20 protein-coding genes are annotated in these 25,545 nt (G+C 67.8%); 12 read left to right on the top strand and 8 right to left on the bottom strand.

Translation table 11 applies throughout. The features are described 5' to 3' along the window. Nucleotides 1-4 precede the first annotated feature (4 nt). Nucleotides 5-496 carry an Asp23/Gls24 family envelope stress response protein gene (locus ACFVWG_RS40460; protein WP_391548839.1) on the bottom strand — a complete coding sequence of 164 codons (492 nt, stop codon included), beginning with the start codon at nucleotides 494-496 and terminating at the stop codon, nucleotides 5-7. Nucleotides 497-714: 218 nt separating this feature from the next. Here ACFVWG_RS40460 and ACFVWG_RS40455 point away from each other — a divergent pair, with 218 nt between their 5' ends. From ACFVWG_RS40455 to ACFVWG_RS40430, 6 genes are all read left to right on the top strand, one after another. Further along, nucleotides 715-1,275: an RNA polymerase sigma factor gene (locus ACFVWG_RS40455; protein WP_391548838.1), complete on the top strand. Its 561-nt coding sequence runs from the start codon at nucleotides 715-717 to the stop codon at nucleotides 1,273-1,275. Next, entirely contained in the window at nucleotides 1,266-1,841 is a 576-nt protein-coding gene (locus ACFVWG_RS40450; RefSeq protein WP_391548837.1) for a hypothetical protein, read from the top strand. Before ACFVWG_RS40455 ends, ACFVWG_RS40450 begins: the two co-directional genes overlap by 10 nt. After that, the gene (locus ACFVWG_RS40445; protein ID WP_391548836.1) at nucleotides 1,838-2,203 is read left to right on the top strand and encodes a hypothetical protein; all 366 of its coding nucleotides are present in this window, start codon (nucleotides 1,838-1,840) and stop codon (nucleotides 2,201-2,203) included. Before ACFVWG_RS40450 ends, ACFVWG_RS40445 begins: the two co-directional genes overlap by 4 nt. Nucleotides 2,204-2,480: 277 nt before the next feature. After that, complete coding sequence (locus ACFVWG_RS40440; protein WP_391548835.1) at nucleotides 2,481-4,025, top strand: aldehyde dehydrogenase family protein; 1,545 nt, start codon at nucleotides 2,481-2,483, stop codon at nucleotides 4,023-4,025. Beyond that, nucleotides 4,022-5,368: an aminotransferase class III-fold pyridoxal phosphate-dependent enzyme gene (locus tag ACFVWG_RS40435; protein ID WP_391548834.1), complete on the top strand. Its 1,347-nt coding sequence runs from the start codon at nucleotides 4,022-4,024 to the stop codon at nucleotides 5,366-5,368. Before ACFVWG_RS40440 ends, ACFVWG_RS40435 begins: the two co-directional genes overlap by 4 nt. Nucleotide 5,369: 1 nt before the next feature. Beyond that, nucleotides 5,370-6,686, top strand: coding sequence for an aspartate aminotransferase family protein (locus ACFVWG_RS40430; protein ID WP_391548833.1), 1,317 nt, complete (start codon nucleotides 5,370-5,372; stop codon nucleotides 6,684-6,686). Here the strand turns inward: ACFVWG_RS40430 and ACFVWG_RS40425 are convergent. Further along, nucleotides 6,679-7,674, bottom strand: a complete 996-nt coding sequence (locus ACFVWG_RS40425) for a Gfo/Idh/MocA family protein (protein WP_391548832.1) — start codon at nucleotides 7,672-7,674, stop codon at nucleotides 6,679-6,681. The genes ACFVWG_RS40430 and ACFVWG_RS40425 overlap by 8 nt on opposite strands. A 10-nt stretch (nucleotides 7,675-7,684) precedes the next feature. Continuing rightward, nucleotides 7,685-8,665, bottom strand: a complete 981-nt coding sequence (locus ACFVWG_RS40420; RefSeq protein WP_391548831.1) for a Gfo/Idh/MocA family protein — start codon at nucleotides 8,663-8,665, stop codon at nucleotides 7,685-7,687. A 169-nt stretch (nucleotides 8,666-8,834) separates the two neighbouring features. Here ACFVWG_RS40420 and ACFVWG_RS40415 point away from each other — a divergent pair, with 169 nt between their 5' ends. The 4 genes from ACFVWG_RS40415 (at nucleotide 8,835) to ACFVWG_RS40400 (ending at nucleotide 15,310) form a co-directional block, all read left to right on the top strand. After that, a complete protein-coding gene (locus ACFVWG_RS40415; RefSeq protein WP_391548830.1) occupies nucleotides 8,835-9,977 on the top strand; it encodes an ROK family protein in 1,143 nt (380 codons plus the stop codon). A gap of 114 nt (nucleotides 9,978-10,091) precedes the next feature. Further along, entirely contained in the window at nucleotides 10,092-11,852 is a 1,761-nt protein-coding gene (locus tag ACFVWG_RS40410) for a DUF4832 domain-containing protein (protein ID WP_391548829.1), read from the top strand. Nucleotides 11,853-11,864: 12 nt separating this feature from the next. After that, nucleotides 11,865-13,328 carry a DUF4832 domain-containing protein gene (locus ACFVWG_RS40405; protein WP_391548828.1) on the top strand — a complete coding sequence of 488 codons (1,464 nt, stop codon included), beginning with the start codon at nucleotides 11,865-11,867 and terminating at the stop codon, nucleotides 13,326-13,328. 533 nt (nucleotides 13,329-13,861) lie between these two features. Then, nucleotides 13,862-15,310: an alkaline phosphatase PhoX gene (locus tag ACFVWG_RS40400; RefSeq protein WP_391548827.1), complete on the top strand. Its 1,449-nt coding sequence runs from the start codon at nucleotides 13,862-13,864 to the stop codon at nucleotides 15,308-15,310. Between the two features lie 42 nt (nucleotides 15,311-15,352). Here ACFVWG_RS40400 and ACFVWG_RS40395 read toward each other — a convergent pair whose 3' ends face one another. From ACFVWG_RS40395 to ACFVWG_RS40385, 3 genes are all read right to left on the bottom strand, one after another. Then, nucleotides 15,353-15,817, bottom strand: a complete 465-nt coding sequence (locus tag ACFVWG_RS40395; RefSeq protein WP_391548826.1) for a hypothetical protein — start codon at nucleotides 15,815-15,817, stop codon at nucleotides 15,353-15,355. A gap of 17 nt (nucleotides 15,818-15,834) precedes the next feature. After that, on the bottom strand, nucleotides 15,835-16,398 hold the full coding sequence (locus ACFVWG_RS40390; RefSeq protein WP_391548825.1) for an RNA polymerase sigma factor: 564 nt from the start codon (nucleotides 16,396-16,398) through the stop codon (nucleotides 15,835-15,837). A 63-nt stretch (nucleotides 16,399-16,461) separates the two neighbouring features. Next, the gene (locus tag ACFVWG_RS40385; protein WP_391548824.1) at nucleotides 16,462-19,056 is read right to left on the bottom strand and encodes a CHAT domain-containing protein; all 2,595 of its coding nucleotides are present in this window, start codon (nucleotides 19,054-19,056) and stop codon (nucleotides 16,462-16,464) included. Nucleotides 19,057-19,141: 85 nt separating this feature from the next. On the opposite strand from ACFVWG_RS40385, the gene ACFVWG_RS40380 reads away from it, so the two are divergent. Further along, nucleotides 19,142-20,404: a S8 family serine peptidase gene (locus ACFVWG_RS40380; protein WP_391548823.1), complete on the top strand. Its 1,263-nt coding sequence runs from the start codon at nucleotides 19,142-19,144 to the stop codon at nucleotides 20,402-20,404. Between the two features lie 249 nt (nucleotides 20,405-20,653). On the opposite strand, the gene ACFVWG_RS40375 is transcribed toward ACFVWG_RS40380, so the two are convergent. Next, on the bottom strand, nucleotides 20,654-21,082 hold the full coding sequence (locus tag ACFVWG_RS40375) for a hypothetical protein (protein ID WP_391548822.1): 429 nt from the start codon (nucleotides 21,080-21,082) through the stop codon (nucleotides 20,654-20,656). Nucleotides 21,083-21,301: 219 nt separating this feature from the next. On the opposite strand from ACFVWG_RS40375, the gene ACFVWG_RS40370 reads away from it, so the two are divergent. Next, nucleotides 21,302-21,862 carry a hypothetical protein gene (locus tag ACFVWG_RS40370; RefSeq protein ID WP_391548821.1) on the top strand — a complete coding sequence of 187 codons (561 nt, stop codon included), beginning with the start codon at nucleotides 21,302-21,304 and terminating at the stop codon, nucleotides 21,860-21,862. A 120-nt stretch (nucleotides 21,863-21,982) separates the two neighbouring features. Here ACFVWG_RS40370 and ACFVWG_RS40365 read toward each other — a convergent pair whose 3' ends face one another. Beyond that, a complete protein-coding gene (locus ACFVWG_RS40365; protein ID WP_391548820.1) occupies nucleotides 21,983-25,396 on the bottom strand; it encodes an error-prone DNA polymerase in 3,414 nt (1,137 codons plus the stop codon). Nucleotides 25,397-25,545: the final 149 nt, after the last annotated feature.

Below are 25,545 nucleotides of genomic sequence, written 5' to 3'. Positions count from 1 at the left end.
TGGGTCAGCGCACGCGGGGTTCGGCGGTCTCGGCCGCCTCGTCGTCATCGTCGTCGTCGCCGTCCAGGTGCACGTCGGTGACGGAGATGTTGACCTCGGTGACCTCGAGACCGGTCATCCGCTCGACCGCCGAGATCACGTTCTCCCGGATCGCGGTGGCCAGGTCGGCGATGCCCACGCCGTACTCGGCGACGAGCTCGATGTCGACCGCGGCCTGGGACTCGCCGACCTCGACCGAGACGCCCTGGGACAGGTTGGTCTTCGAGCCCGGGATCCGCTCCCGCAGCATCCCGACCGCCCGGGCGGCACCGCCGCCGAGAGCGTGTACGCCGGGGATCTCGCGGGTCGCGATACCGGCGATCTTGGAGACCACGACATCCGCGATCGAGGTCTTGCCGCCGGCAACGGTGCCATCGGCAACAACCGTCTCCGCACCGGTGATCGGGGCGACGGTCGGGCGCTTGGCGGCCGGCTTGGTGGTGGCGGTTTCGGTCATCGGAGGATGCCTTTCTCGTCAGCGACTACTTCGTTCGGTGGGAACGGCGTCAGGAGTTCGGCGCCGTTCGCCAGAAGGACTGCCGGACGAGCGGAATCGTCACGGTCCCTCCACATCCTGTCCAGCGTGACATGACTCACGCGATGGACTGGGGAGGCTACCGTGACATCTGGCCATGCAGTGTCGTCTCAGTACCGCAGGCACAACCAGGAGGTGGAGTGACCACAGGGCTGACCGAGCTCGACGAGGCGACCCTCGTCGCCCGAGCCCGTGATCGCGACCCCGCGGCGTTCGAGCTGCTGGTCCGCCGCTACCAGCGGCGGATCTACACGCTCTGCCTGCGGATGCTGAACGGTGCGACCGGCGACGCCGAGGACGTCGCCCAGGAGACGTTCGTGACCGCGTGGCGCCGGTTGCCGGAGATCCAGCACGACGCTGCCTTCGGTTCCTGGCTCTACCGCACCGCCACGAACAAATGCCTGACGGTTCTGCAGCGCCGCAAGCCGACTACCGAGCTGAACGAAGAGAGCGCTCCCCCGGATCTCGACATTGAGGCTGATCCCGCCCGTGCGGTGGGGAACACAGCAGCGATGCAGGCACTGGCCGTCGCACTGAAACGGCTCCCACCGCCACAACGTGCCTGCTGGCTCTTGCGCGAGGTCCACGGTCGCTCGTACCAGGAGATCGCCGATCTCGTCGGTACGACGCCCACGGCGGTCCGCGGCCGGATTGCCCGCGCCCGCGCCGAACTTGCGGAGGTGATGAAGCCATGGAGATGAATCCCGAAGACGCGGTCACCGATCTGCACCCGTTGCCCTGCGGGCGAACCGTCGAAGACGTCTGGGACGAGCTGGAATCCGGTGAGCTCAGTGCACACCGAGCCACCTGCCCGCACTGCCAGACCGCCCAGGCCGGCCTTGAGCAGCTGGCCGAGGCGACCCAGTTCCTGATCGATGACCCGGTCGAGGTCCCCGGTGGACTGCTCGACCGGATCATGACCGCCGTCCGGGCCGATCTCAACCTCGGCCGAACGATTCCGCTGCCCACCGAACCGGCCCGGGTCGAGGTCTCGGTACACGCTCTCGCCGCCGTACTGCGGTATGCGGTCGACGGCACCACCGGCGTACGGGCTCGGCAGTGCCGGATCGAGTCGTCGGAGACGGAACCCGGTTCCATCAGGGTGTGGATGTCGGTCGCACTCGAGTTCGGAGCAGGTCAGGTCGGCGCACTCGATGAGGCTCGGCAGCGGGTCTCACTGGCGTTGCGCGGTCAGATCGGGCTAGAGCTCGAATCGCTCGACTTCGAGGTCGTCGACGTCTGGACCAATCCCGGAGGGCAGCTGTGACGGCCGACGCGGTCGCGCAGATCGGGGCTGCCGACGCGGCGGCCCAGGCGGCCCGAGCGGTCGGCGGGGTCGTTCGGCTGCAACCCGGGATCAAGGGTCTGCTGCGCCAGTTCGGCGCGCAGGCCTGGCAACGGGCGACCGGCCGCGAGCTCCCCGATGTCGCCGGGGTCGAGGTCGATCTGAGCGATCCCGAACAGGTCAGCGCCGAGGTGCGGATCGTGGTCGGCGTCGACCATCTCGCCAGCGAGGTCGGCCAGAAGGTTCATCAGGCCGTCACCGCGGCGCTGGTAGTGACCACCGGGCGTCCCGCAATCGTCCGGATCCGCATTGTCGAGTTCGATCTGGAGCCGCGCTACATCTGACCCACCGTGACGCAGATCGCCCTGTCGCCGCGTCGGGTTCGATGGTAGAAAGGCCGTGACATCGTCTGCGTGCCACTCCGGCCGCAGATCACCGTGAGCGAAGGGAGCGAGGCCAATGCGTCCTCCGGGCTCCCTCAAGCCGCTCACGATTCTTCCCCCCGGGTAGCACTCGCTCCCACGCCACCAGCTAACACCTGGTGGCCTTTGGCATGCGCGCGTTCTGCCGCTCTGCCCTCTTTCTGCCACAACCCATCTCTGTGTGTCGTGGAGGACATCTATGACGAAGTTTCGCGTCACCTACGCAACCCTCAGTGCGGACAACGAGGATCTGCACACCGCGTACGAGCAAGGCCTCGCAACCGCGAAGGACTGGCTCGGCGCCGACCTGACCGGCTTCGTGGGCGGGAAACCGCTCTCTGGCCAGGAAACGTTCACGATCACCAGCCCCGGCGATGCCGCGCTCACCTTGTGCACCGTGCACAGCGCGACCTCGGCCGAGGTCGACTCCGCGGTCAGCGTCGCGGCCGACGCCGTACAGGCCTGGTCCGGCCGGCCCTGGCAGGAGCGGGTCGACATCCTTCTGCGCGCCGCGGATCTGATCAGTGAGCGCTCCAACGAACTCGCCGCGCTGATGTCCATGGAGGTCGGCAAGAACCGCCTCGAGGCTCTCGGCGATGTCGAGGAGTCGGCGGACCTGATTCGCTACTACTGCAAGCAGTACAGCGACAACGACGGCTTCGTTCGGCCGATGGACCAGCTGTCCGACGCCGAACGGACGACGAGCGTCCTGCGCCCGTACGGCGTTTGGGGCGTGATCAGCCCGTTCAACTTCCCGATGGCGCTCGCGGCCGGGCCGGCCGGTGGCGCGCTCGTCGCGGGCAACACCGTCGTACTGAAGCCGAGCCCGCAGGGAACGTTCACCGCGGTCAAGCTCTATGAATGCCTGCAGGACGCGGGTCTGCCGGGCGAGGTCCTGCAACTGATCCCCGGTGGTGACGAGGTCGGCCGCTTGCTGGTCGCGCATCCGGGAGTGAACGGACTGACCTTCACCGGCTCGTTCCAGGCCGGCATGGAGATCTACCGCAGCTTCCCGACGCCGTACCCGAAGCCGGTCGTCTGCGAGATGGGCGGCAAGAACCCGGCCATCGTCTCGGCGAAGGCCGATCTGCCGACGGCGATCGCCGGGATCGCGCGTTCTGCCTTCGGTTTCTCGGGGCAGAAGTGCTCGGCCTGTTCGCGCGTGTACGTCGAACGCTCCGTGTACGACGAGTTCGTCGCCGGACTGGCTGTCCGGGCCGGTGAGCTGAAGGTCGGTGACGCGACCGAGCGCGATGTCTTCGTCGGCCCGGTCGTGAACGACGAGTCGGTCGCCCGGTTCAAGGACTCCGTCGCGCACGCCGCGAGCGTGGGCCGCGTCGTCGCGGGTGGTGAGGTGATCGAGGGCCGCTACGTGCAGCCGACCGTGGTCGCCGATCTCCCCGCGGGAGACCGGTTGCTGACCGACGAACTGTTCGTACCGTTCGTCGCCGTTCAGCCGGTTGACTCGCTCGACGAGGCGATCCAGCTCGCGAACGCGACCGAACTCGGTCTCACCGCGGGCTTCTTCTCGGCCGACGACGCCGAGGTCGACGACTTCCTCGACCGCATCGAGGCCGGCGTCGTCTACGTCAACCGCGCCGCCGGCGCGACCACCGGTGCATGGCCGGGCGTCCAGCCGTTCGGCGGCTGGAAGGGATCCGGCAGCTCCGGCAAGGCCGGTGGCGGCCTGTACTACGTCCAGCAGTTCCTTCGCGAGCAGTCCCGAACGGTGGTAGCCCGATGACCCAGACCCCAACTCACGCCAAGCCCGGCACTGGCCGACCTGAGTGGTTGCCCGAAGGCCGGCCGGTACCGGACCTCAAGACCGCGATCCCGGGACCACTGTCGAGCGCCGTCGTAGAGCGCGATCTCGCGGTCACCAGCCGCTCACTCCCCCGCGCCTACCCGCTGGCTCCGCGCCGCGGGCACGGCAGCGTCATCGAGGATGTCGACGGCAACCTCTTCCTCGACTTCAACGCCGGCATCGCGGTCAACTCGACCGGACACTGCCACCCGCGCGTCGTGGCTGCCGTCCAGGAGCAGGCCGGCGACCTCCTGCACTACTCGGCGAGCGACTTCTTCCTGCCGATCTACAGCGAGATGTGCGACGCGCTCGCCGCGACCGCGCCGATGGATGGACCGGTCCGGGTGTTCCTGTCGAACTCCGGCGCCGAGGCCGTCGAGGGTGCGCTGAAGCTCGCCCGCTACGCGACCAAGCGCCCGTACGTGATCAGCTTCTACGGCGCCTTCCACGGCCGGACGATGGGCGCGGTCACGCTGACTGCCTCGAAATCCAAGTACCACAAGGGATTCGGGCCGCTGCTGCCCGGCGTACTGCACGCCCCGTACGGCGATGACAGCACCTTCGAGCACCTTGAGAACACGCTCTTCCGGTACGAGGTTGCTCCCGACGAGGTCGCGGCGATCTTCGTCGAGCCGATCCAGGGCGAGGGTGGTTACCTGGTTCCGCCGGCGGGCTGGATGGCGCGGCTGCGAGAGCTGTGCGACAAGCACGGCATCCTGCTGATCGCCGACGAGGTCCAGTCCGGTGCCGGGCGGACCGGCAAGATGTGGGCGATCGAGCACACCGGAGTGCAGCCTGACATCCTGATCACGGCCAAGGGCCTCGCCTCCGGGCTCCCGCTGGGCGCGTTCATGGCCCGGGCCGAGCTGATGGAGAGCTGGCCGGCGGGTGCGCACGGTTCGACGTACGGCGGTTCTCCGGTCGCGTGTGCGGCCGGACTCGCGACGCTCGAGGTCATCAAGTCCGAGGGTCTGATGGAGAACGCGACCGAGATCGGGCAACTCCTGCTCGAGGGGCTGACCAAGATCCAGGCTCAGCACCCGGACCTGATCGTGGACGTCCGCGGCGTCGGGCTGATGATCGGCGTTGAGTTCGCGACCGCGGACGACGCGGCCGCGGTGCAACAGCGGGCGTTCGAGCGTGGGCTGCTGGTACTGGAGTGTGGAGAGAGCGCTATCCGGCTTTCTCCCCCGCTGGTGGTCACGGCCGGAGAAGCCGAGATCGCGCTCTCTCTGTTTGCCGACGCGGTGGCCGACGCGGTCGCCGACGCGGTCGCCGGGTGACATGACCGGCTCCATCTTCTCCCGCGCCGCCGGTCGCGACCTCCCGGTCGTGGCCGGCGGCCAGGGCGCTGAACTGTTCGACACCACCGGCCGGCGCTACCTGGACGCCGCCGGTGGGGCGATCGTGGTCGGTATCGGACATGGTTCAGCCGAGGTCGCCGACGCGATCGCGGCCCAGGCCCGCGAGGTCGCGTACGTTCACGGCTCCGCGTTCGCCTCAGCGTCATTGCTCGAGTACGCCGAAACGCTCGGACCGTTGCTGCCTGTCGAGGACCCCTACATCTACCCGGTGTCTGGTGGGAGCGAGGCCGTCGAGACGGCGCTGAAGGTCGCGCGGGCCTATCACCTGGCCCGTGGCGAGGATCGGTCGGTCGTGATCGGCCGGACCGGCGCCTACCACGGGAACACCCGGGGAGCGCTCTCCGTCTCCGGCCGCGACGGGCTGCGCGCGCCGTACCTGCCGTGGCTGGGATCGGCGGCACACACGACCTCGCCGTACGAGTATCGCTGCCCGTTCCCGGACACCCACCCGAACGGTTGCGGAGCGAAGCACGCCGAAGCACTGGAGCAGCTGATCGTTGCCCAGGGCCCACAAAACGTGGCCGCGTTCATCGCGGAACCGATCGCCGGAGCAGCCCTCGGGGCCTGCGTCCCACCCGACGACTACTGGCCGGCCATCACCGCAGTCTGCCGACAGTACGGCGTACTGGTGATCGCCGACGAGGTGATGACCGGGTTCGGGCGAACAGGTCGCTGGTTCGGCTCTGACCACTGGGACGTCCGACCGGACCTGCTCGTCGCAGCCAAGGGAGCTGCTTCCGGCTACTGGCCGTTGGGACTGACGGTGTGCAGCGGCGAGGTGCACGACACGGTGCAGAAGGCCGGCTTCGTGCACGGCTTCACCTACTCGCACCACGCGGTCGGAGCCGCGGCCGGCCTCGCCGTACTGAAGGTCCTAAAGTGTGACGGACTAGTAGAGGCCGCCACCACGCGCGGAGACCAACTCGGAGCTGAGCTGCACACCAAGCTTGCCGACCACCCGCACGTAGGCGACATCCGTGGACGTGGATTGCTATGGGCGATCGAGTTGGTCGCCGACCGCGAGACCAAGGCCCCGTTCGCGCGCGGCGACCGTGTCGCCGAGCGAATCGTCACAGCAGCCAAAGAGCGCGGCGTGCTCCTGTACCACTCCACCGGCTGTGCGAACGGAACCGAAGGCGACCTCCTCGTCCTCGGCCCCCCGCTAGTGATCAGCCCTGCGCAGATCACGGAGATCACGCAGGGCTGCGCGGCAGCTATCCGCGACACACTCAGTTGATGACAGTGGCAATCGTGTTGGTGCGGGCGCCTTCGTAGGCGGCGAGGAGGATGCCCAGTACGGCGATGCCTTCGACCTCGGTGTGGATGGGGCGGGTCTTGCCGATGAGGGAGTCGGCGAAGTGACCGATCTCGGCGGCGAAGGTGTCGACGGGTTCGAGGTCGAAGGTCTCCGATTCACCAGAGCGGAGGTTGTAGGTGAGCGCCGTACCGTCGCTGTGCAGTGAGCCCAGCTCGCCGACGGCCGAGAAGCGTTCGGTGGATCCGGCCGGCTCGTAGGCCCAGCTGGTCACGAGCTGGCCGACGACGCCGTTGTCGAAGCGGATCAGTACCTGGGCGGAATCCTCGCCCTCCATGAACTTCAGGCGGTGTGTCGACAGCATCGCGGTCGCCTCGACCGGCATTCCGCCGGCGAGGTGCAGCATCAGGTACGTCGGGTGGTAGCCGGTGTCGATGAGTTCACCGCCACCGCTCGTCTTGCTGCTGGCACGCCAGCCCATCGAGCTCGGGTCGAAGTCGTTGTAGAAGCTGTCAGTGGTCCGCACCTCGTAAACCGTGCCGATCGTGCCGGCCTCGAGGAGTTCCTTCGCCTTGGCGACCGCGGGCATGAACAGCTGGTTGTGCGCCGACATCAGTGTCACCCCTCCTGCCTCGACAGCACGCCGTACGTCGGCTGCCTCCTCGGCACTCAGGCACAGCGGCTTCTCGCACAGAATGTGCTTGCCTGCTTCGGCTGCCGCGACGATCGCGTCCCGGTGCAGGTGGTGCGGCAGGCAGATGTCGACCGCGTCCACCTCTTCATTGGCGAGCATCTCGCGATAGTCCGTGTACGCCGTTGCGCCGAGCTCCGCCGCACGCGCCTTGGCGGTCTCTTCGACCGCGTCGGCGATCGCGGTGATGCCGATCTTGTCCGCGTGCTCCGCGTAGCCCTTGATGTGGGCCGAGGCGATGCCGCCGGCGCCGATCAGGCCGACCTTGATCTGGGGCATGGTGATCTCCTCAGGAGTAGGCGACGACAGTGTTGGTGGTGGCAGCTTCGTTCGCGGCGACCACCAGGCGGGTGAGCTCCAGCGCGCGGGCGATGTTGTCGTCCGCACGAGTGCCGTTGGTGATGTGATCGACCCATTGACCGAACGGGTCCAGGCTGTCCTCGGGCACCGGGAGTTGCTCGTCGCCGACCTTGAGCACGTTGCCCGCGTCGGTGTAGGTGAGCGTGTTCTCGGTGCCGAAGATCTCGATCGTGAACGGGTTCGGGCTGGCGAAACCGGCCTCGATCACGCCGATCGTCTGGTTCGGGTAGCCGACCACCACGACCGCGTTGTCCTCTAGGCCGAGGCCCGCGATCGACCGGTACGTCGCGCTGACCGTCTCGGCGTCGCTGCCCAGGAAGAGCTGGGTCAGGTAGACCGGGTGGCATCCGAGGTCGGTGAGCGCTCCCCCGATCGCGGCCTTGGGCTCGAAGAACCGCAGCGGCAGCCAGCCCTCCGACTTGCCGTCGCGCGGAATCGCGCCGTCGTGTGAGAGCCGGACCCGGGCATAGGTCACCTGACCGAGCCGCCCGCTGTCGAGCACCTCGCGGATCGCGTTCGTGTACCCGTGCGCCAGGCGCGGCAGCGAGACGGTGAGCTTGACACCGTTGTCGTCGGCCGCGGCGATGATCTCCTCGGCCTCCGCGACGGTCGGCGCGAGCACCTTCTCGGTGAAGATGTGCTTGCCGGCCTGGGCGACCTTGATCATCAGGTCCCGGTGCTCGTCGGTGGCCGTGGTGATCACGACGCCGTCGATGTCGCTGGCCAGCAACGCGTCCAGATCGCTTGTGTAGGCGGCTCCGAAGGCTTCGGCGCCCGTCTTGCCGCGCTCTTCGTCGGTATCCCAGACCGCCACCAGTTCGGTACCTGGATGCTCCTGCGCCTGTCGCGAATAGTCGCCCGCATGGACGTGCCAGAAGCCCAGGGTCGCGATCTTGAGGGGGTTCGGCATCTGCTTCCTCCTGCCCGAGGTCGTCCCGGCTCACCAGCACCGGCCGCGCACCAACGTACAACGTTGTCATGGGGTCTTGGGAAGGGCTGCGGCCAGCTTTTTCACGCAGTGGAACAGATGACTCGGGGCCTATAGTTATCCAGGACTCCTAGCTAATTGAGGGCGCGCGATGAGTGAGGCACTATCCGGCGGGGATCTGCAAAGGTTGCGGCAACTCAACGTCGTGGCCGCCCTGCGGGTACTGCGGGCTGCGGCGCCACTGACCGTCACCGAACTGGCCAAGCGGACCGGCCTGTCCCGCGCCTCCACCGAGGACGTCGTACGGGATCTTCTCGGCCGCGGCTGGATCAGCGAGGTCGAGCCGACCGCCGGCACCGTCGGCCGCCCGGCCCGCCGCTACCGGTTTCGCGCCGACGCCGGGCGACTGCTCGGCGTCGACATCGGCGGCCACAAGGTGCTGGCGGTCGTCACGGATCTCGAGGGCGACGTACTGCACCAATCCCGGATCCCCGTCGCGCCGGACGCCGGACGGCGGGAGCGCTTGCAGGCGGTCGACGACTGCATCGCTGCGGTCCTGGCTGGTGCGGACGTGGCGGCCGGGCAGATCTGGGCGACCGGCGTGGCGACGACCGGGCTCGTCGACGGCACGGGCAAGGTGATGCTCTCGGACTCACTGCCCGAGTGGACCGGCGTCGACCTGACGGCTCACTTGCGGCGAATCGTCCCCGGCCCGATTCGGGTCGAGAACGACTGCAAACTCGCTGCCCTGGCTGAGAATTGGCGCGGTGTCGCTCGCTACGCCAAGGACGTGGTGTTCCTGCTGGCCGGACTGCGTACCGGCGCCGGGCTGATCATCGACGGCAAGCTGCATCGCGGGTTCGCCAACTCGGCCGGCGAGATCGGCGCGCTGCCCGCGGTCGGCTGGGAGCGCGCACCGGAGCATCTCCACGCCTGGCTCAGCCCCGGCGAACCGGTCGAGCGCGTCTTCCTCGCCGCCCGCGACGGCGACCGCGCCGCCCTGCGAGCCGTCCGCGGTTATGTGCGTGACATCGCCATCGGTACGTCGGCGCTGGTGCTGACCCTGGACCCAGAACTCGTCGTGATCGGCGGCGGCTTCTCCCGCTCCGCCGACGTGCTGGTCGAACCGCTCCGTCGCGAACTCGACCGCTGGTGCCTGCGCACCCCGGAGATCCGCGTCTCGGCGTTCGGGGACGAAGGGGTTGCCCTCGGCGCCGTCCGGCTCGCCGTCGAGCAGGTCGAGTCCACCCTGTACGGCGACGCTCCCGCGACCGCCGCCGTGCTGATGTTCTAGAGCGCAGGTTTTGAGCAAAGGTGCTCGAAACTACCTCGTTGTGAACTCTTGACACAGTTTCCGTGGAGTCCATGATTATTCCATCGCCCCGCCCAGCGAGAGGAAATCCGGCCCATGAACAAACGAGGCATCCGACTCCGGCAGGCTCTGCGGCTGTTGACCGGCATCACCCTCGGCGGACTGCTGACCGCCTTCGCGGTGGTCTCCCCCGCCGGCGCGACGATCAGCGGTGGTTCCGCGAGCAACACCGCGACCACCGTCACGTACCAATACACGTTCACCGGCGCGCCGACGTACCAGCGTGTGTATGTCGACACCGACCGGAACACCGGCACCGGCTACGCCCAAGGCACGGTGGGCGCGGACTACCTGCTGGAGAACGGCAACCTCTACCGGAGCACCGGGAGCGGCTGGAGCTGGGCGCTGGTCAAGGCCGTCACCTTCTCCTCGACCGGGGGCGTCGCGCGCTGGACCGTGGACCGTATAGATCTTGGAGAGAGCCCAAATCCAAACGACGCTGACCTGATCTTCCAGGTCGAGGCCCCGATGGAGACCTCCAGCAAGTACACCCACGTCTACAGCGGCGGCGGCTCCGGTGGAAACGTCACCTACACCGCGAGCACCGAGAACTTCGCCAACCCGGAGCGCGGTTTCTACCACCACACCGGAGACTGCGACAAGACCGACTTCTCGCTCAGCACCTTGCAGAGCTACCGCACCAGCCAGGGCATCTCGCTGGTGATGTGCGTCTTCTATCTGGCCGAGTACAAGAACGGTCCGATCGCGCAGGCCGCCCTCGACCAGCTACAGCAGCAGATCGACACCGTCCGCGCCGCCGGGTTGAAGATGGTGCTGCGCTTCGCCTACACGACCTCGACGACCGGTGACGACGCGCCCAAGGCGCAGGTTCTCGCCCACCTCGACCAGCTCGCGCCGTACCTGAACTCGGGGAAGGACGTCATCGCCGTCGTCCAGTCCGGACTGATCGGAGCGTGGGGTGAGTGGTACTACACGCAGAACTTCGGGAACGCCGGCGTCGTCGGTACGACGGACTGGGCGAACCGGAAGGCGGTCGTCGACAAGCTGCTGAGCGTCGTACCGGCGAGCCGGATGGTGCAACTGCGGACGCCGAAGTTCAAGCGGACCATGTACACCACGACTCCGGTGCAGTCGGCCGATGCCTACAACGGATCCGCCACCTCCCGGACCGGGCACCACAACGACTGCTTCCTGGCGAGTCCGGACGACTACGGCACCTACGAGAACACCTCGGTCGAGTACCCGTACCTGCAGGACGAGACCAAGTACGTCGCGATGGGTGGCGAGACCTGTGGGGTCAACGCACCGCGGTCGACCTGCCCGACGGCGACGTCCGAGCTCGCGCAGTTCCACTGGTCGTTCCTGAACACCGACTACGAGCCGAACGTGCTGAGCTCCTGGAACACCGGCGGCTGCCTGGCCGACGTGACCAAGAAACTCGGATACCGCTTCCGCCTGGAGACCGGGACGTTCCCGACCTCGGCGGTGCGGGGCGGGAGCCTGCCGATCTCACTGTCGGTGCGCAACGACGGCTACGCGACGCCGTACAACTCGCGTGGTCTTGAACTGGTACTGCGGAACACGTCGACCGGTACCAACTACAAGCTGGCGATGAGCTCGGACCCGCGGCGCTGGACGGCCGGTGCTGCGACCACGGTCTCGCAGACGCTCACCGTGCCCTCGAGTCTGCCGACCGGCTCGTACCAGCTCTTGCTCAACCTGCCCGATCCACTGCTCTCCACGCGGCCGGAGTACTCGATCCGGCTGGCGAACCAGAACACCTGGGAGTCGTCGACCGGGATGAACTCGCTCCTGCACACCATCACGATCAGCTAGGAGATTCCCCTGATGAAGTTGTCGTCTTTCGCGCTTCGCGCGGGGTTAGCGCGCCTGGTCGGCGCAACCCTGATCCTCGGATTGTCAGGCCCGGCGCAACTTGCCGACGCCCATCGCGACGGACCGACCGTTACTCGCGTCTACGCGGCGACCGATGCCGTGATCGCCAACCAGGAGCGTGGCTTCTACCACCACACCGAGACCCACTACCGGGCCGACGGCTCGGGCTACGAACCGCTCGACCTCACCACCCTGCGCAACTTCAGAACGCAAGAGAGCGTTACCCAGATTCTCCGGGTCTTCTACCTGGAGAAGTTCGCCGGCAGCGACAAGCTCGACCCGGCGTACCTCAACCTCGTCCGCGCGGACTTCCGTACCGCCCGCGCGGCCGGCGTCAAGGTGATCGTCCGGTTCGCGTACGCGCAACCGGCCGGCTGGCCGCCCACCATCCCGTACGGCGATGCGCCGGTGCAGCGCGTTCTGAAACACATCAACCAGCTGAGCCCGATCCTGCGGGAGAACGCCGACGTGATCGCGCTGGTGCAGTCCGGGTTCGTCGGCCTCTGGGGTGAGGGCTACTACACCGACTACTTCGCGAACCCGGCCGACCCGAGCCAGGTCTCGGACCAGAACTGGGCCGACCGCCGCGCGGTGGTGATGGCGTTGCTGAGAGCGCTCCCCCGCGATCTCATGGTGCAGGTCAGGACGCCGTACATGAAGCAGCGCATGCTGGGACTCATCACGGGAACGGAGGGAGCGCTCTCTGCGGATCACGCGTACGACGGTTCACCGGCGGCCCGGATCGGGCATCACAACGACTGTTTCCTGGCGAGCCCGGACGACTTCGGGACCTACCTCAGCGACCCGATCGAGCTCGACAAGGACTTCGTTGCCCAGGACACCAATTACGTGCCGGAGGGTGGCGAGACCTGCGGTGTGAACTCACCGCGCTCCGACTGGGACTCGGCGTCGGCCGAGATGGCGCGGCTGCACTTCTCGTTCCTCAACACGGACTACCACCCGGATGTGCTCGGAAGCTGGGGCACGAACATCACGGTGGCCAAGCAGAAGCTCGGCTACCGGTTGGCGCTGGTTCGCGGCACGTTCACCTCGAAGACCCGACCGGGCGGAGCAGTACAGGTCAGTCTGGACATCCGCAACGACGGTTGGGCAGCGCCGTACCATCGTCGTCAGGTGCAGCTGATCTTCCAGGGTGACAAGCACAGCTACCGGGTGAACCTGCCCGCCGATCCGCGACTCTGGGCCGCCGGCACGACGAGCACTCTCAAGGCAACTGTTCGGGCGCCGATCGCGCCCGGCCGCTATCGCCTGCTGCTCAACCTCGCCGACCCGTCGCCGCGACTCCAGTCGTCCACCACCAACCCGATCTACGCCGTACAGCTGGCCAACGCTGGTACCTGGCAGGCGACGACCGGCTACAACGACCTCGGTCAGGACGTGACCGTCTCGAGGTGATGCTTCTCTGCCGTGCGACGGACAATCATCCTGGCCACAGCGTTGACGCTATGTCTCTTTGGCTCTTCCCCAGCGGTTGCCAATAGCAACAAATTGACCTGGCACCTTGAGCATCCACGCGGCGCCCGCGGAAACGGTTGAACGGTGCTCAAGGTCGAGCGGCCCGCCCACCTTGAGCACCCACCAACCACTTTCGGGCCGGGGAAATGACCGAGCCGTGCTCAACGTCGTACCGGATCACGCTGTTGCCGGGGGGTGGCCGGGGCGGACGAGAGCGGCTTCGTAGGCGATCACGACGGCCGGTTCGTGCGCTCGGGCCCAGGCTTCGATCCGTTCGTCGCGCACGCTCGCGAGTATAGGCTCCCCTAATTTCCTTGCAGGCCGCGACGAGCCGACCACGCACTGCCGACACCAGCCGCAAGCAACTGCTTGACCCATCACCAGGATGCTCGTTGTTCAGCTTCTGTTTGCCGAATGGCAGGGCTCGTCACGAGAGGATCAGGGCGTTCCACCTACAGCGTCCAAGGAGCTCCATGTCTGTCGATCGTCGTTCTGTCCTGCGAGGCGCCGCGGCTGGTGCCGCCGGTGTCGGCTTCGCCACCGTCGGTTCCATGCCCACCCTGGCCGAAGCCACTCCGGCCTCGCACGGCCACCAGTCGCCGTTCCCGCAGCACAAGCCGTTCCCGCCGCTGCTGGACGACCCGGCCGGCCTGCTCGCGCTGCCGGCCGGTTTCAAGTACCGGGTCGTCACCAAGGCCGGTGAGACCAAGCTCAAGTCCGGTCACCCGACGCCGACCCTGCATGACGGTACGGCGGTCTTCCCCGGCGGTCGTCACGACACGTACCGGCTGATCCAGAACCACGAGATCGGTGCGGCCGACCCGCTCGGCGTACCGCAGATCGAGGGCACGGTCTACGACTCGGGTGTCGGTGCGGCCGGTGGCTGCACGGTCATCTCGGTCGACCGCAACGGCAAGAACCTCGGCGAGTGGGTCGGCATCTCCGGCACCATCACCAACTGCGCCGGCGGCCCGACGCCGTGGGGCACCTGGATGACGTGCGAGGAGACCGAGAACAAGGCCAACGGCACCACCCGGCTGAAGGACCACGGGTACGTGTTCGAGGTCTGGGGCGACGGCGAGACCGCGCACCCGGTGCCGCTGAAGGCCCTCGGCCGCTACGCCCACGAGGCGCTGGCGATCGACGAGGACCGCACCCACATCTACCTGTCCGAGGACGCCTCCGGCCCGAACGGGTCGTTCTACCGCTGGTCGGCGCCGCGCGGGTACAAGCTGAGCTCACGCAGCTGGCAGGACCTGCAGGACAAGGACTTCGGCACCCTCGAGGCGCTGGCGATCCTCGGTGACGACGGCAAGCCGATCCCGGATGTCGCCTACCTGACCTCGGCCCAGCTGCTGCGCCCGTTCCGGGTCGCGTGGGTCAAGGTCGCCGACCGCGACGCCACCACGACCTCGGTGCGCAAGCAGTTCACCGACGGCCAGGTCACCCGCGGCAAGAAGTTCGAGGGTGTCTACGGCACCAAGGACGGCGTCTACGTCGTCAACTCGTTCGCCAAGATCGGTACGACCGACATCCCGGCCGACGGCATCCCGCACGAGGGCATGATCTGGTTCTACAACTACCGGTCCCAGACCATTCAGCTGGTCACCTACTTCCCGGCGAACCCCGCTGCCGCGAAGGGTACCGCCGCGAAGTACGACGACTTCAACTTCGACGCTCCGGACAACGTCACCGTCACCCCGTGGGGATCGCTCGTCCTCGCCGAGGACGGGATCGCGAGCAGCCACGTCCTCAGCGCGACCCCCGGCGGCCCGGCCTACGCGATCGCCCGGAACATGCTGAACGACTCCGAGTTCACCGGCCCGACCTTCTCGGCCGACGGCAAGGTGCTCTTCGTGAACATCCAGACCCCGGGTATCACGCTGGCCATCACCGGCCCGTGGCACGAGTACCTGGGCTGAGATAGCGCCAAACCGTCTGACACCGTCTGGCTGGGTTGCGTCTTAGGGCGTAACCCAGCCGGTCAGGATCGTCGGACCGTCGTCCGGGATACAGACCAGGCGGTAGGGCACCTTCGGCAGCGGCTTGAGCACGAAGAAGCCGAGCTCGTCGATGCGTGCCGTGGCCAGTACGCCGGAGTCGGTCCGGGCCGTGATCTCACCGGCCGCGGGCGGATCGAGCTGGCCGAGCAGGCCCTCCGGGGTGAGCTCGAGCTCGATCGTCCAGCCCTCCGAGACGAACGTCAGCGCCCGCAGCGTCGCACTCTCCGCCGAACGGACCGGCGCGGCGTCCACCGTGTCCCAGGCCGAGTCGTAGGTGAGTGCGGCCAGTTCCGCGTCGATGGTCCGCCAGGCGAAGGCCGCCTTGCCGGCATCGACAAAAGCACGCGGCACGTCCCGCTCGGTCGCCAGCGCGTCGCGCAGCACCTCGAGCAGTTGGCCGTCGTCGTTCCAGTCGGTCTCCGTCACCCTACTCACCTCCTCGTTCAGCGGTTCTCGGCCAGGCCGGCCAGCGCCGGTGTCCGGCGGAGCCGCTCCAGGCACCGGGCGCGGTTCGGCCCGATACTTCCGACCGGCATCGCCAGCTGCCGGCTGATCTCGTCGTACGGCGTCGGCGGGTCCTTGGTAATCATTGCCAAGAGCAACTGACAGCGCTGGGACAACTGCCCGAACGCGGTCCGGACGATCGCGCAGCGCTCGAACCGGAGCACCTCTTCCTCGGCGACCGCCGGCTCGACCGCGTCGCGCTGTTCGGCCGGGTCGACCGGATCGACCCGGCTGGCCGCTCGCAGCAGGCGGAAACACTCCCGCTGTGTGGTGGTCGCGATCCAGCCGGGAAGCGCCGCCGGCTCCCGGAGACTCGGCAGGTGCTCGATCAGACGCAACCAGACGCCCTGGCCGACATCGTCGATATCCGCGGGCGTCAGCCGGTACCGGCGTCCGATTCCCCAGATCAACGGTGCATACCTCTCGACCAGTTCGTCCCAGGCGCCTTTGTCCCCGTCGACCGCCCTCGCCACCAGGTCGACGACAACCGGATCGTCCCGCATGCCCTGTCTCCTTCCCCCGATACTTCTACGGAGCGACCGAGGTCGCCGATTGATACAACCCGCTCACCCTCCGAGCGCGACGAACGACCGCCCGGCCGCATCGGCGACCGGGTCCGTGGCTGTCGCCCTCCGGGCCAGCATGAACGCTTCTGCGAGTGTTCGGCCCGCCTGCAGATGATCGTGCACAGCGGTCATCAAGGGAACCGTCGCGGGGTCATTCACCGGTACGACGCTCGCCAGGATCCCCGCCGCGCCGAGTGGAACCAGACTGCTGCTCAGCCCGAGCAGCTCGTCGGCGCCGACCGGTTTGGCCAGTCCCGAGTCGCAGCTCGACAACACCAGCCGGTACGGCGCTCGCCGCAGCCGCTCGAAGTCGTACACGGTCAGCGGACCGTCGTCGAGGCGCAGTGACGAGAACAGCGGGCTGTCGGCGCGGAACGTGCCATGCGCCGCGATGTGCGCGATCCACGCGCCGTCGAGCTCCTTGAGCACCCGCTCCGCGGTCGCGGTGCCATCCCGCAGTACGACGGCATCCGGGTACTGCTCGGTCAGCCGATCGATCTCCGCACGCCCGGCGGTCAGGCCCGGCCCGAGCACCAGCACGACCCGGCGATCACTCGGAGGCCGCAACCGCCGTGCCCGCAACCACATCGCCGCCGACGGGACGACATTCACCGGCCGCTCGGCGAGTGCAGGCACCATCGCCCACGGCACCGCCTGCAGGCTCGCCGGCGGCACCATCACCACTGGCCGGTCCCCGAGCACCTCGTGGACAGGCCCCAGGATCGCCTTCTCCAACCGGGCGCCCAGGACCTCCAGCGAAGGCCCGGTCCGCGACCGCCCATGCGCCAACCACCGCAACCGGAACCGGGACCGCTCAACCTCCACGGCAGCAGTCGCCATCGGCCCCACCTCGTACCGCGTCAGCTCCCCATCAGCAGCAACCACGGCGTGCAGCACTCCACCAACATCGATCAACTCGACCAGCGCCGTACCACCAAGCTCCTTGTGTAACACGTCCACGTCGAAGGACTCCGGTACGGCGGAGTCGGGTGATTCGTTGCCTTGGGCCCTTAAGACGCGGTCGCGGACTGCTGTCTCCAGTCTGCGGCGATCCCGTTCCAGGGAGGGCGGCCGGATCGGTTCGGGAGTGGACTCGAGGCGGCTGACCACGTCGCGGAGCTGGGCGAGGTCGGTGACCAGTTGTTCGTCGTCGGGTGGGCGGACCGGCGGCACCGTGAGTGCGGTGGCGCGCCAGCGTTCGGCCCAGGTAAGGAGGGCTTGGGAATCGTTGCGGCGGAGAGCGTCGCGGAGCGCCAGCTCGGCCAGCTCGGCGCCGTAGCCGGTGGTGCGGGCACGCAGCTCGGTCGCGCCCATCATCAGCCGGTACTCGTCCAGTGCGTCGAGACCACGCCCGCAGGCGGTCAGCATCCGCCGTACCTCACCTCGCGCCTCGGCGCGCAACGCACGACCTAGCCACGCAGCACTGCGCACCGGAGGCGGCACGTTCTTCGACAACCGCCCCGCCAACTCAAGCTGGTGATCCGCGGTCTGCCGGCGTCCCTCGGACAACGCCAGGCGACCGGCCAACAGATGCGCCGCGGATGCCTCCGCCGTACTGAGCTCGTCCAGCCGACCGGCGGTCCGGACCACCTGCCGCAGCAGCCCGGGTCCACGCTCACCCGACCGGTACCGCGCCTCCAGGTGCAGCATCGACGCCCGCACCGACCAGAACGAACGCCGTTGCGCCGAGAACAACCGGCGCGCCCGCTCAGCCCGCTCCTGGGCCGTCGCCAGATCACCCACCGCCAATGCGGCCGTCGCGGCGGTGAACAGCACCTCGGCATGCTTGGTCGCCGGCACTCCACCGGTCTCCATCCGGACGAGCCCCTCGTCGGCCTCGGTCAACGCCTCGGCGGTCAGCCCAGCAGCCATCAGCACCGCACACCGGTCGATTGACAGGTCCGGCGACACCACGTCGACCTCGTCGTACCCCTGCGCCGCCTCCTCCTGGAACTGCAGCGCCGTCGGCAGATCACCCCGTAGGAACGCGATCCAACCACGGTTGTGCCGCGTCTCGACGTACTCGAACTCCTGCCCAACCGCCGCATACAACTGGCCGGCCCGATCGAAGTCCTCATCCGCTTGCCGAGTCTCGCCAAGCCTCCCCTGGATGACGCCGCGATAGTTCAGCGTCCGCGCCTCCCACACCTGATCGCCGGACCGCCGCAGCCGAGCGATCGCCTGCCGCAGATCGTCCAGCGCCTCGCGGTGCCTGCCAAGCACGAGCAGTACGTCGGCCCGCCGCAACAGCACGCGCCCGGCCAGCGCACCCCGACTTAATGCGACGGCCCGATCCAGCCGCGCCAGCCCTTCCTTGCTGCGCCCGGCCCGCCCGAGCGTCGCGCCGAGCGTGGCCAGTACGTCGGCCTCCCGCTCGGGCAGCCCCGATTTCTCGGCCAGCCGCAGTGCGGTCCGAAGCTCCCGGATCGCGGTATCCACCTCGCCCAGCTGGCGAAACCCGATCCCGCTGGCCTGATGGGCGATCGACGCGGTCTCCGCGGTCGGCTTGCCGGCCAGCAGCGACTGCGCGGCCGCGATCGCGTCGTGTGGACGTGACAAAGCCAGGGCCAGCAATTCTTCGGGTTTGGCCGCCATCCGAGTTTCCCCCTAGTACGCCGACGGAGTGGAATGATATCGATCGGACTCGACCATTTCAGTGATTCGAGGGGGAAGCGGTTCCATGGCAGTAGAAGGCAGCAAACCTACCGGCGAGCGCGATCCGAAGTACATCGCCCAGATCAACCTGATCCTGAAGGGTTTCGGCAGAGACGTCGAGGTCTTCCCGGCCAAGTGGCAGTCGACGGGGGCCGACTACCTCTACCACGCCGGCTTCGTCCTGCTCCGCGACGAAGACGTGGAGCGCGTGATCCGGCTCTTCGAGGGCGGTACGACGGCTGAGGGCGGCATAGCCGGCGTCACCCGCCTGAAGCTGCCTGCCAAGGTACCGCCGGGTGCGCCGGAGGATCCGTCCCCGACCCAGCGGTTCCTCAAGTACGCCGACCTGCGGCTCGGTCGTGGCGTCGTCACCCCGGAGCACCTGTTCTACGTCGTACCAAGTGTCAGTCCGTGCCCGGCGACCGAGCCCGAAGAGGTCGAGGCGAAGGAACCGAAGCCGTACATCGACGACACGACAACCACGGGCAAGGGCGTCAAGGTCGTCGTACTGGATGTCGGCTGGTCTCCCGCACCCTCGGCCGGCTGGCTCGACGGTGTCACCGGTGAGCTGGAGAGCGCGTTCGATTCGGCCGGGCTGATCAAGCCGTACGCCGGTCATGGCACCTTCATCGCCGGTGTGCTGCGCTCGATGGCTCGCGAAACCGAGGTCGTCGTCCAGAGCTACTTCACCACCGCCGGTGCGATCTGGGAGTTCGACCTGGCGGCTGCTCTCGACGAGGTGCTCGACCTGGCGCCGGACATCATCAGTCTGTCGGCGGGTACCCGCACTCGATTCGACCTGCCGCCGCTCGGCCTCGACGTGTTCATCGAGACCCGGCTGAACCGCGTGAACGGCCTGGTCCTGGTAGCCGCGGCCGGGAACGAGTCCACCCGCGACTACTTCTGGCCGGCCGCCTTCCCGGAGACCGTCGGCGTCGGCGCCCTCGACGAGGCCGAGACCTCGCGGGCCGGGTTCAGCAACTTCGGCAGCTGGGTCGACGTCTACGCACCCGGTGAGAACCTGACCAACGCATTCCTGACCGGCGAGTACCACTGCACCGAACCGCCGCACACCGGCGAGGTCCGCAAGTTCGCCGAGATGGCGCGCTGGAGCGGTACGTCGTTCGCCACGCCGCTCGTGGCCGGGCTGATCGCCGGGCGGATGTCGCGCACCGGCGAGAACGCCCTGCAGGCCGCCGACGGCCTGCTCGCCTTCGCCCTCGGCCAGGCGATCACCGGGGTCGGCCCGGTACTCAAGCCTGGGGATGCTCACAACAGCACGACCTGAACAAACTTAAGCCGGTCCCTGCCAGCTCAGTCAGGTGAGTTGGCAGGGACCGGCAGCACGCACTGACGCGGTGCGGAGAAACTTCGGCCTGACCACCGAAACTCCTCGCGCACCGCGTCAGTCCCTCCCCCCACGGAGGCCCTTGCCCTGCCTTCCCCCCGGAAGCAGTTCAACGGCGTTCCATAAGTGCGGAGTCCGCCCGCCGGACCGGTGATACACCGACTTTCAAAAGTTTTTTCAGCGGGTTTTTCAGCGCGCCTGCGGGTTCTCGCAGAGGAACGGCGCGCGCGAGCCGCCCGAGTGGTACTCGTAGCGCTTGCCGTCGGCCTCCAGAACGATCCGCATCCCGTTCACCAGGGCCTGCGTGTAGCGCATCCCCTGCTCCGGGCAGCCCAGACTCCCGTCCGACCAGGTCACCTCCTCGGCGGAGACCACCTTCACCCCGGCCGCCTGGACGCCGAGCTTCGTCACCAGGTCCGCCGTCGCCTGCTCCACCGCCGTACCACCCGGCGTCCCGGTCGGCGCCGCACCACCCGGCGTCGCCGAACTCGAACCACTGCTCGAACTGTTCCCGGACGGATTCACTTCTCGATCTCCTCCTGCAGATTCATTGCCACAAGCAACCAAAACCAGGGCGGCGGCGCCCGCCGCCAGCGTCGTACCGAACCGTCGGATCATGATCATCACCTCCCACCCTAGACGCCCCTCGAAGCCCGTTCGTTGCACCTCCCGGCGGCACCGGACGCCGCCCAGGGGTCAAATGGTTGCCCCGCGCACCAATGTCTGCAACAAGCTGCAGAATGCTGGCGCCCTCCGTGCTCCGTCACTTAGCGTCAAAGCGGTTGCACTCAGGCACCACGATCGGAATGGGGATCTTTGATGATGCGAAGAGCAGGTGTGCGCGGAGCGCTGGTACTGGCACTGGCCGGGGCGGCGCTGTCGACCGGCGGTCACGCCTTCGCCCAGGATCCGCCGTCACCGGGCGACTGCCCCAACGGATACCAGGTCGCGTTCGCCAACTCGTCGTACGCCGGAGCTGGCAGCGGCCCGGGGAGGCCGGGCGCCGGTGGGACGGGGACGGGATCGTCCCGGAAGGTCAACGAGATCCGCGGTGTCGGCTGTTACGGCCGGACCGGAGCCACGACCGGCCGGATCACGCTGAAGTGGAGCGCCGCGGGGAAGCTGTACGACGGGATCATGTACTACCAGTTGCTGGACTGCTCGACCCGCCAGTACCCGGTGACCAAGAGCCTGCAGTATCCGAACGGCACCAAGGTGAACTACGGTTCGGGCGCCGCGAACGTCACGCTGACGAGGGGACACAAGTACCAGCTGCGGATCATCGGCCAAGGGTCGTTCGCCCGCGCGGTCGACGGCGCCGGCGCGATCGGCTACTTCCGCACGCAAAAGGTCGGCGACACCCCCGCCTGGTTGGACTTCAGCTCCAGCTGCATGTGATCGCTCGGCGTTGATTCAGCGACGGTCTTTGATCAGCGCCGTGTCTTTGATCAACGACGGTCTTTGATCAGCGCCGTGTCTTTGATCAACGACGGTCTTTGATCAGCGCCGTGTCTTTGATCAGCGGAAGTCGCGGGACGGGGTGCGGGTGGCGAGCGGGAGGCGTTCGAGGGTTTCGGCGGAGAGGTTGGTGACTTCGCCGGCGCGTTCGACGCGGCCGCGGATGATGAGGGCGGTGGCGTTGCGGGCGACGGCGGCGTGCCGGTGCCAGCAGCCTTTGGTGATGACGATGTTGGCCATGCCGGTCTCGTCCTCGAGGTTCATGAAGGTGACGCCGGAGGCGGTGGCGGGGCGCTGGCGATGGGTGACCACGCCGGCGACGCGGACGCGGGTGCCGTCGGGGACCTCGCGGAGCTGGGCGGCCGAGAGGATGCCGTCGGTGCGGAGCTGATCGCGGACGCGCTGCATCGGGTGGCTGGTGGCGGTGATCGAGGTGGACCACAGGTCGGCCATGTCGGTCTCGATCTCGCTCATCCCGGGCAGGGTCGGTGGTGGACCGGCCGCGGAGACACCGGGCAGTCGCTCCGGGCGCTCCTCGGCAGCCCGGCCCGCCTCCCACAACGCCTGTCGCCGATCCAGCCCGAAGCAGTCGAACACCCCGGCGGTGGCGAGCGCCTCGACCTGTGCGGCAGTGATCCCAGTACGTCGTACCAGGTCGGCCATATCGCGGTAGTCGCCACCGCGCTCGCGCTCCTCGACGATCAGCGTCGCGCCCTTCTCCCCCACGGTCCGGACCTCTGACAACCCCAGCCGTACGGCGAAGGCGCCGTCCCGCCGGTGCAGGGACGAATCGAACGGCTTCGACACGTCGAACGGACCGACCGGCGGTTGCGGATCCTTCAGGCAGTCCGGCGAACCGGTCGGGCCGGTCAGCTCCTGACCGTCGACCAGCACCTCCAGCTCGGCGTTGATCCCGGAGCGCAGCAGATCCGGCCGCCGCACCTCGACACCATGCCGGCGCGCGTCGGCGACCAGGGACTGTGGTGAGTAGAACCCCATCGGCTGGGCTCGCAGCAACGCGGCCAGGAACGCGGCCGGGTAGTGCAGCCGCAGCCAGGTGCTCGAGTAGACCAGCAGGGCGAAGCTGATCGAGTGCGACTCGGCGAATCCGAAGTTCGCGAAGGCTTCGATCTTGGCGTAGATCTCGTCGGCCAGGTCACCGGCGATCCCGTTGCGCGCCATCCCGTCGTACAGCTTGGCCTTCAGGGACGAGATCTTCTCGACCCCGCGTTTGGAGCCCATCGCGCGACGCAGCAGGTCGGCCTCGTCACCGTCGATCTCGCCGACCGCCATCGCCATCTGCATCAACTGCTCCTGGAACAGCGGCACCCCCATGGTCCGCTCCAGCACCGGCTGCAGCTTCGGGTGCAGGTAGGTGATCGGCTCCTCACCGGTCCGGCGGCGGATGTACGGATGCACCGCGCCGCCCTGGATCGGGCCGGGACGGATCAGCGCGATCTCGGTGACCAGGTCGTAGAACCGGCGCGGTTTCAGCCGTGGCAGTGTCGCCATCTGAGCCCGCGACTCGACCTGGAACACCCCCACCGAGTCAGCTCGGCACAACTGGTCGTAGACCCCGGCCTCCTCCTTCGGGATCGTGTGCAGCAGCCACGACTCCCCCAGCTGGTCGCGCACCATGTCCAGGCAGTACTGCAGCGCGGCCAGCATCCCGAGCCCGAGCAGGTCGAACTTCACCAGCCCCATCCACGCGCAGTCGTCCTTGTCCCACTGCAGGACGGTGCGTTTCTCCTTGCGGGCATGCTCGATCGGCACCACCTCGCCGACCGGCCGCTCGGTCAGCACCATGCCACCGGAGTGGATCCCCAGATGCCGCGGGAACTTCAGCAACGCGGTCGCCATCTTCACGACGCGCTCCGGGATGTCGTGCTCGGTCGAGGTGATCTCCGGACTCCAGCCGTCCACCTGTTTCGACCACGCATCCTGCTGACCGACCGAATACCCCAGTGCCTTGGCAACATCCCGTACGGCGGACTTCGGGCGATAGGAGATCACGTTCGCCACCTGGGCAGCGTTCTGACGGCCGTACTTGTCGTAGACGTACTGGATCACCTCCTCACGCCGGTCGGAGTCGAAGTCGACGTCGATATCCGGCTCCTCGGCCCGGGTCGAGGCGAGGAACCGCTCGAACGGCAGGTCGTAGAGGATGCTGTCCACCGCGGTGATCCCGAGCGCGTAACAGACCGCCGAGTTCGCTGCCGAACCCCGGCCCTGGCAGAGAATCCCGTTGCTGTGCGCGAAACTGACGATGTCGTGCACGATCAGGAAGTACCCCGGGAAGCCCTTCGCCTTGATCACGGCCAGCTCCCGTTTCAGCCGCTCGTAGGCATCCGGTCGCTGCTCGGGTGTCCCGTACCGCCGGGCGGCACCCTCGAGGGTGACGTACTCCAGCCAGCTGTCCGGATCGTGCCCCTTCGGGACATCGCGCAACGGCAGCTTCGGCTTCGCCCGACCCAGGTCGAAGGCGAGTTGGTCGGCCAGGGTGACCGATCGCGCGACAGCGCCGTCGTACCGGCGGAAGCGGTAGGCCATCTCCTCACCGGTGCGCAGGAACGCCATCCCGCTGGGTGGCAGCCAGCCGTCCATCGCGTCCAGGTCGCGGCGGGCCCGGACCGCGGCCAGCGCGGCGGCCAGTTTGTGCTGCGCCGGGGTCGCGTAGTGAACGTTGTTGGTGGCAACCACCGGCAGACCACGATCGGCGGCCAGACCGGCCAGGATCCGGTTCCGCGTGCTGTCGGCCGGCAGATGGTGATCGGTCAGCTCCACGACCACCCGATCCTTGCCGAACAGGTGCGCCAACAGATCCAGCTCCTGCCCGGCATCCGCCGGGCCACCCCGCTCCAACGCCTGTTGCACCAACCCTTTGCGGCACCCGGTCAGAATCACCCACGAGCTTTTGCTCTTCGCGGCCAACCGCTCCAGATCGTAGACAGGCTTGCCCTTCTCACCACCCTCCAACTGCGCATGCGTGATCTCGCCGGCCAGCCGGTGATACCCCTCCTGCCCCTCGGCAAGCACCAGCAGATGGCTCCCCTCCGGATCAGCCACCCCGTTCTGCGGACCGGTCAGCCCCAGCGACAGCTCCGCCCCGAACACCGTCGGCAACGAGTACGCCGCGGCAGCCTCCGCAAACCGCGCCGCCCCATAGAACCCGTCATGATCCGTCAGCGCCAACGCATGCAGCCCCTGCCGTACCGCGGTCTCGACCAGATCCTCCGGCTGCGAAGCCCCGTCCAAAAACGAGTAGTTCGAGTGCACATGCAGCTCCGCATAAGCCACCGCCGACTCGCCCCGCTCAACCCGCGTCGGCACATAAGGCCCCCGATGCTGCGACCACGCCGGACTGTCCCCACCGTCCGCCGTCACCGGCCGCCCACCATGGCTCCCCGGCCGCGACCGGTCCGACAACCGCCGCTCCAACTCCGACCACTTCACCGGCGGATTGTTGTACCCCATCGCGACCACCTCCCCGAGGCCTCAATTAGAACATATGTTCTCATAACCTCCGAAATCCCGACCACCAAGGCGACCGCCCTTGGGGGCGTGAACAAGAACCCGTGGGCGTGAACAGGTCATAACCTGTTCAAACCCACCGCAGAGGGTGC

The organism is Kribbella sp. NPDC058245, from assembly GCF_042882005.1.
Lineage (GTDB): Bacteria > Actinomycetota > Actinomycetes > Propionibacteriales > Kribbellaceae > Kribbella.
The sequence above is the reverse complement of the archived record's forward strand: the minus strand, read 5'-3'. Positions and strand labels throughout refer to the sequence as shown.

What these genes read in the sequence shown, in the direction of transcription:
- ACFVWG_RS40375 (WP_391548822.1), bottom strand. Translation starts at nt 21,082, where the DNA reads ATGATCCGACGGTTCGGTACGACGCTGGCGGCGGGCGCCGCCGCCCTG.
- ACFVWG_RS40390 (WP_391548825.1), bottom strand. Translation starts at nt 16,398, where the DNA reads ATGCGGGACGATCCGGTTGTCGTCGACCTGGTGGCGAGGGCGGTCGAC.
- ACFVWG_RS40415 (WP_391548830.1), top strand. Translation starts at nt 8,835, where the DNA reads ATGAGTGAGGCACTATCCGGCGGGGATCTGCAAAGGTTGCGGCAACTC.
- ACFVWG_RS40440 (WP_391548835.1), top strand. Translation starts at nt 2,481, where the DNA reads ATGACGAAGTTTCGCGTCACCTACGCAACCCTCAGTGCGGACAACGAG.
- ACFVWG_RS40365 (WP_391548820.1), bottom strand. Translation starts at nt 25,396, where the DNA reads ATGGGGTACAACAATCCGCCGGTGAAGTGGTCGGAGTTGGAGCGGCGG.
- ACFVWG_RS40450 (WP_391548837.1), top strand. Translation starts at nt 1,266, where the DNA reads ATGGAGATGAATCCCGAAGACGCGGTCACCGATCTGCACCCGTTGCCC.
- ACFVWG_RS40430 (WP_391548833.1), top strand. Translation starts at nt 5,370, where the DNA reads ATGACCGGCTCCATCTTCTCCCGCGCCGCCGGTCGCGACCTCCCGGTC.
- ACFVWG_RS40410 (WP_391548829.1), top strand. Translation starts at nt 10,092, where the DNA reads ATGAACAAACGAGGCATCCGACTCCGGCAGGCTCTGCGGCTGTTGACC.
- ACFVWG_RS40435 (WP_391548834.1), top strand. Translation starts at nt 4,022, where the DNA reads ATGACCCAGACCCCAACTCACGCCAAGCCCGGCACTGGCCGACCTGAG.
- ACFVWG_RS40385 (WP_391548824.1), bottom strand. Translation starts at nt 19,056, where the DNA reads ATGGCGGCCAAACCCGAAGAATTGCTGGCCCTGGCTTTGTCACGTCCA.
- ACFVWG_RS40425 (WP_391548832.1), bottom strand. Translation starts at nt 7,674, where the DNA reads ATGCCCCAGATCAAGGTCGGCCTGATCGGCGCCGGCGGCATCGCCTCG.
- ACFVWG_RS40405 (WP_391548828.1), top strand. Translation starts at nt 11,865, where the DNA reads ATGAAGTTGTCGTCTTTCGCGCTTCGCGCGGGGTTAGCGCGCCTGGTC.
- ACFVWG_RS40420 (WP_391548831.1), bottom strand. Translation starts at nt 8,665, where the DNA reads ATGCCGAACCCCCTCAAGATCGCGACCCTGGGCTTCTGGCACGTCCAT.
- ACFVWG_RS40380 (WP_391548823.1), top strand. Translation starts at nt 19,142, where the DNA reads ATGGCAGTAGAAGGCAGCAAACCTACCGGCGAGCGCGATCCGAAGTAC.
- ACFVWG_RS40400 (WP_391548827.1), top strand. Translation starts at nt 13,862, where the DNA reads ATGTCTGTCGATCGTCGTTCTGTCCTGCGAGGCGCCGCGGCTGGTGCC.
- ACFVWG_RS40460 (WP_391548839.1), bottom strand. Translation starts at nt 496, where the DNA reads ATGACCGAAACCGCCACCACCAAGCCGGCCGCCAAGCGCCCGACCGTC.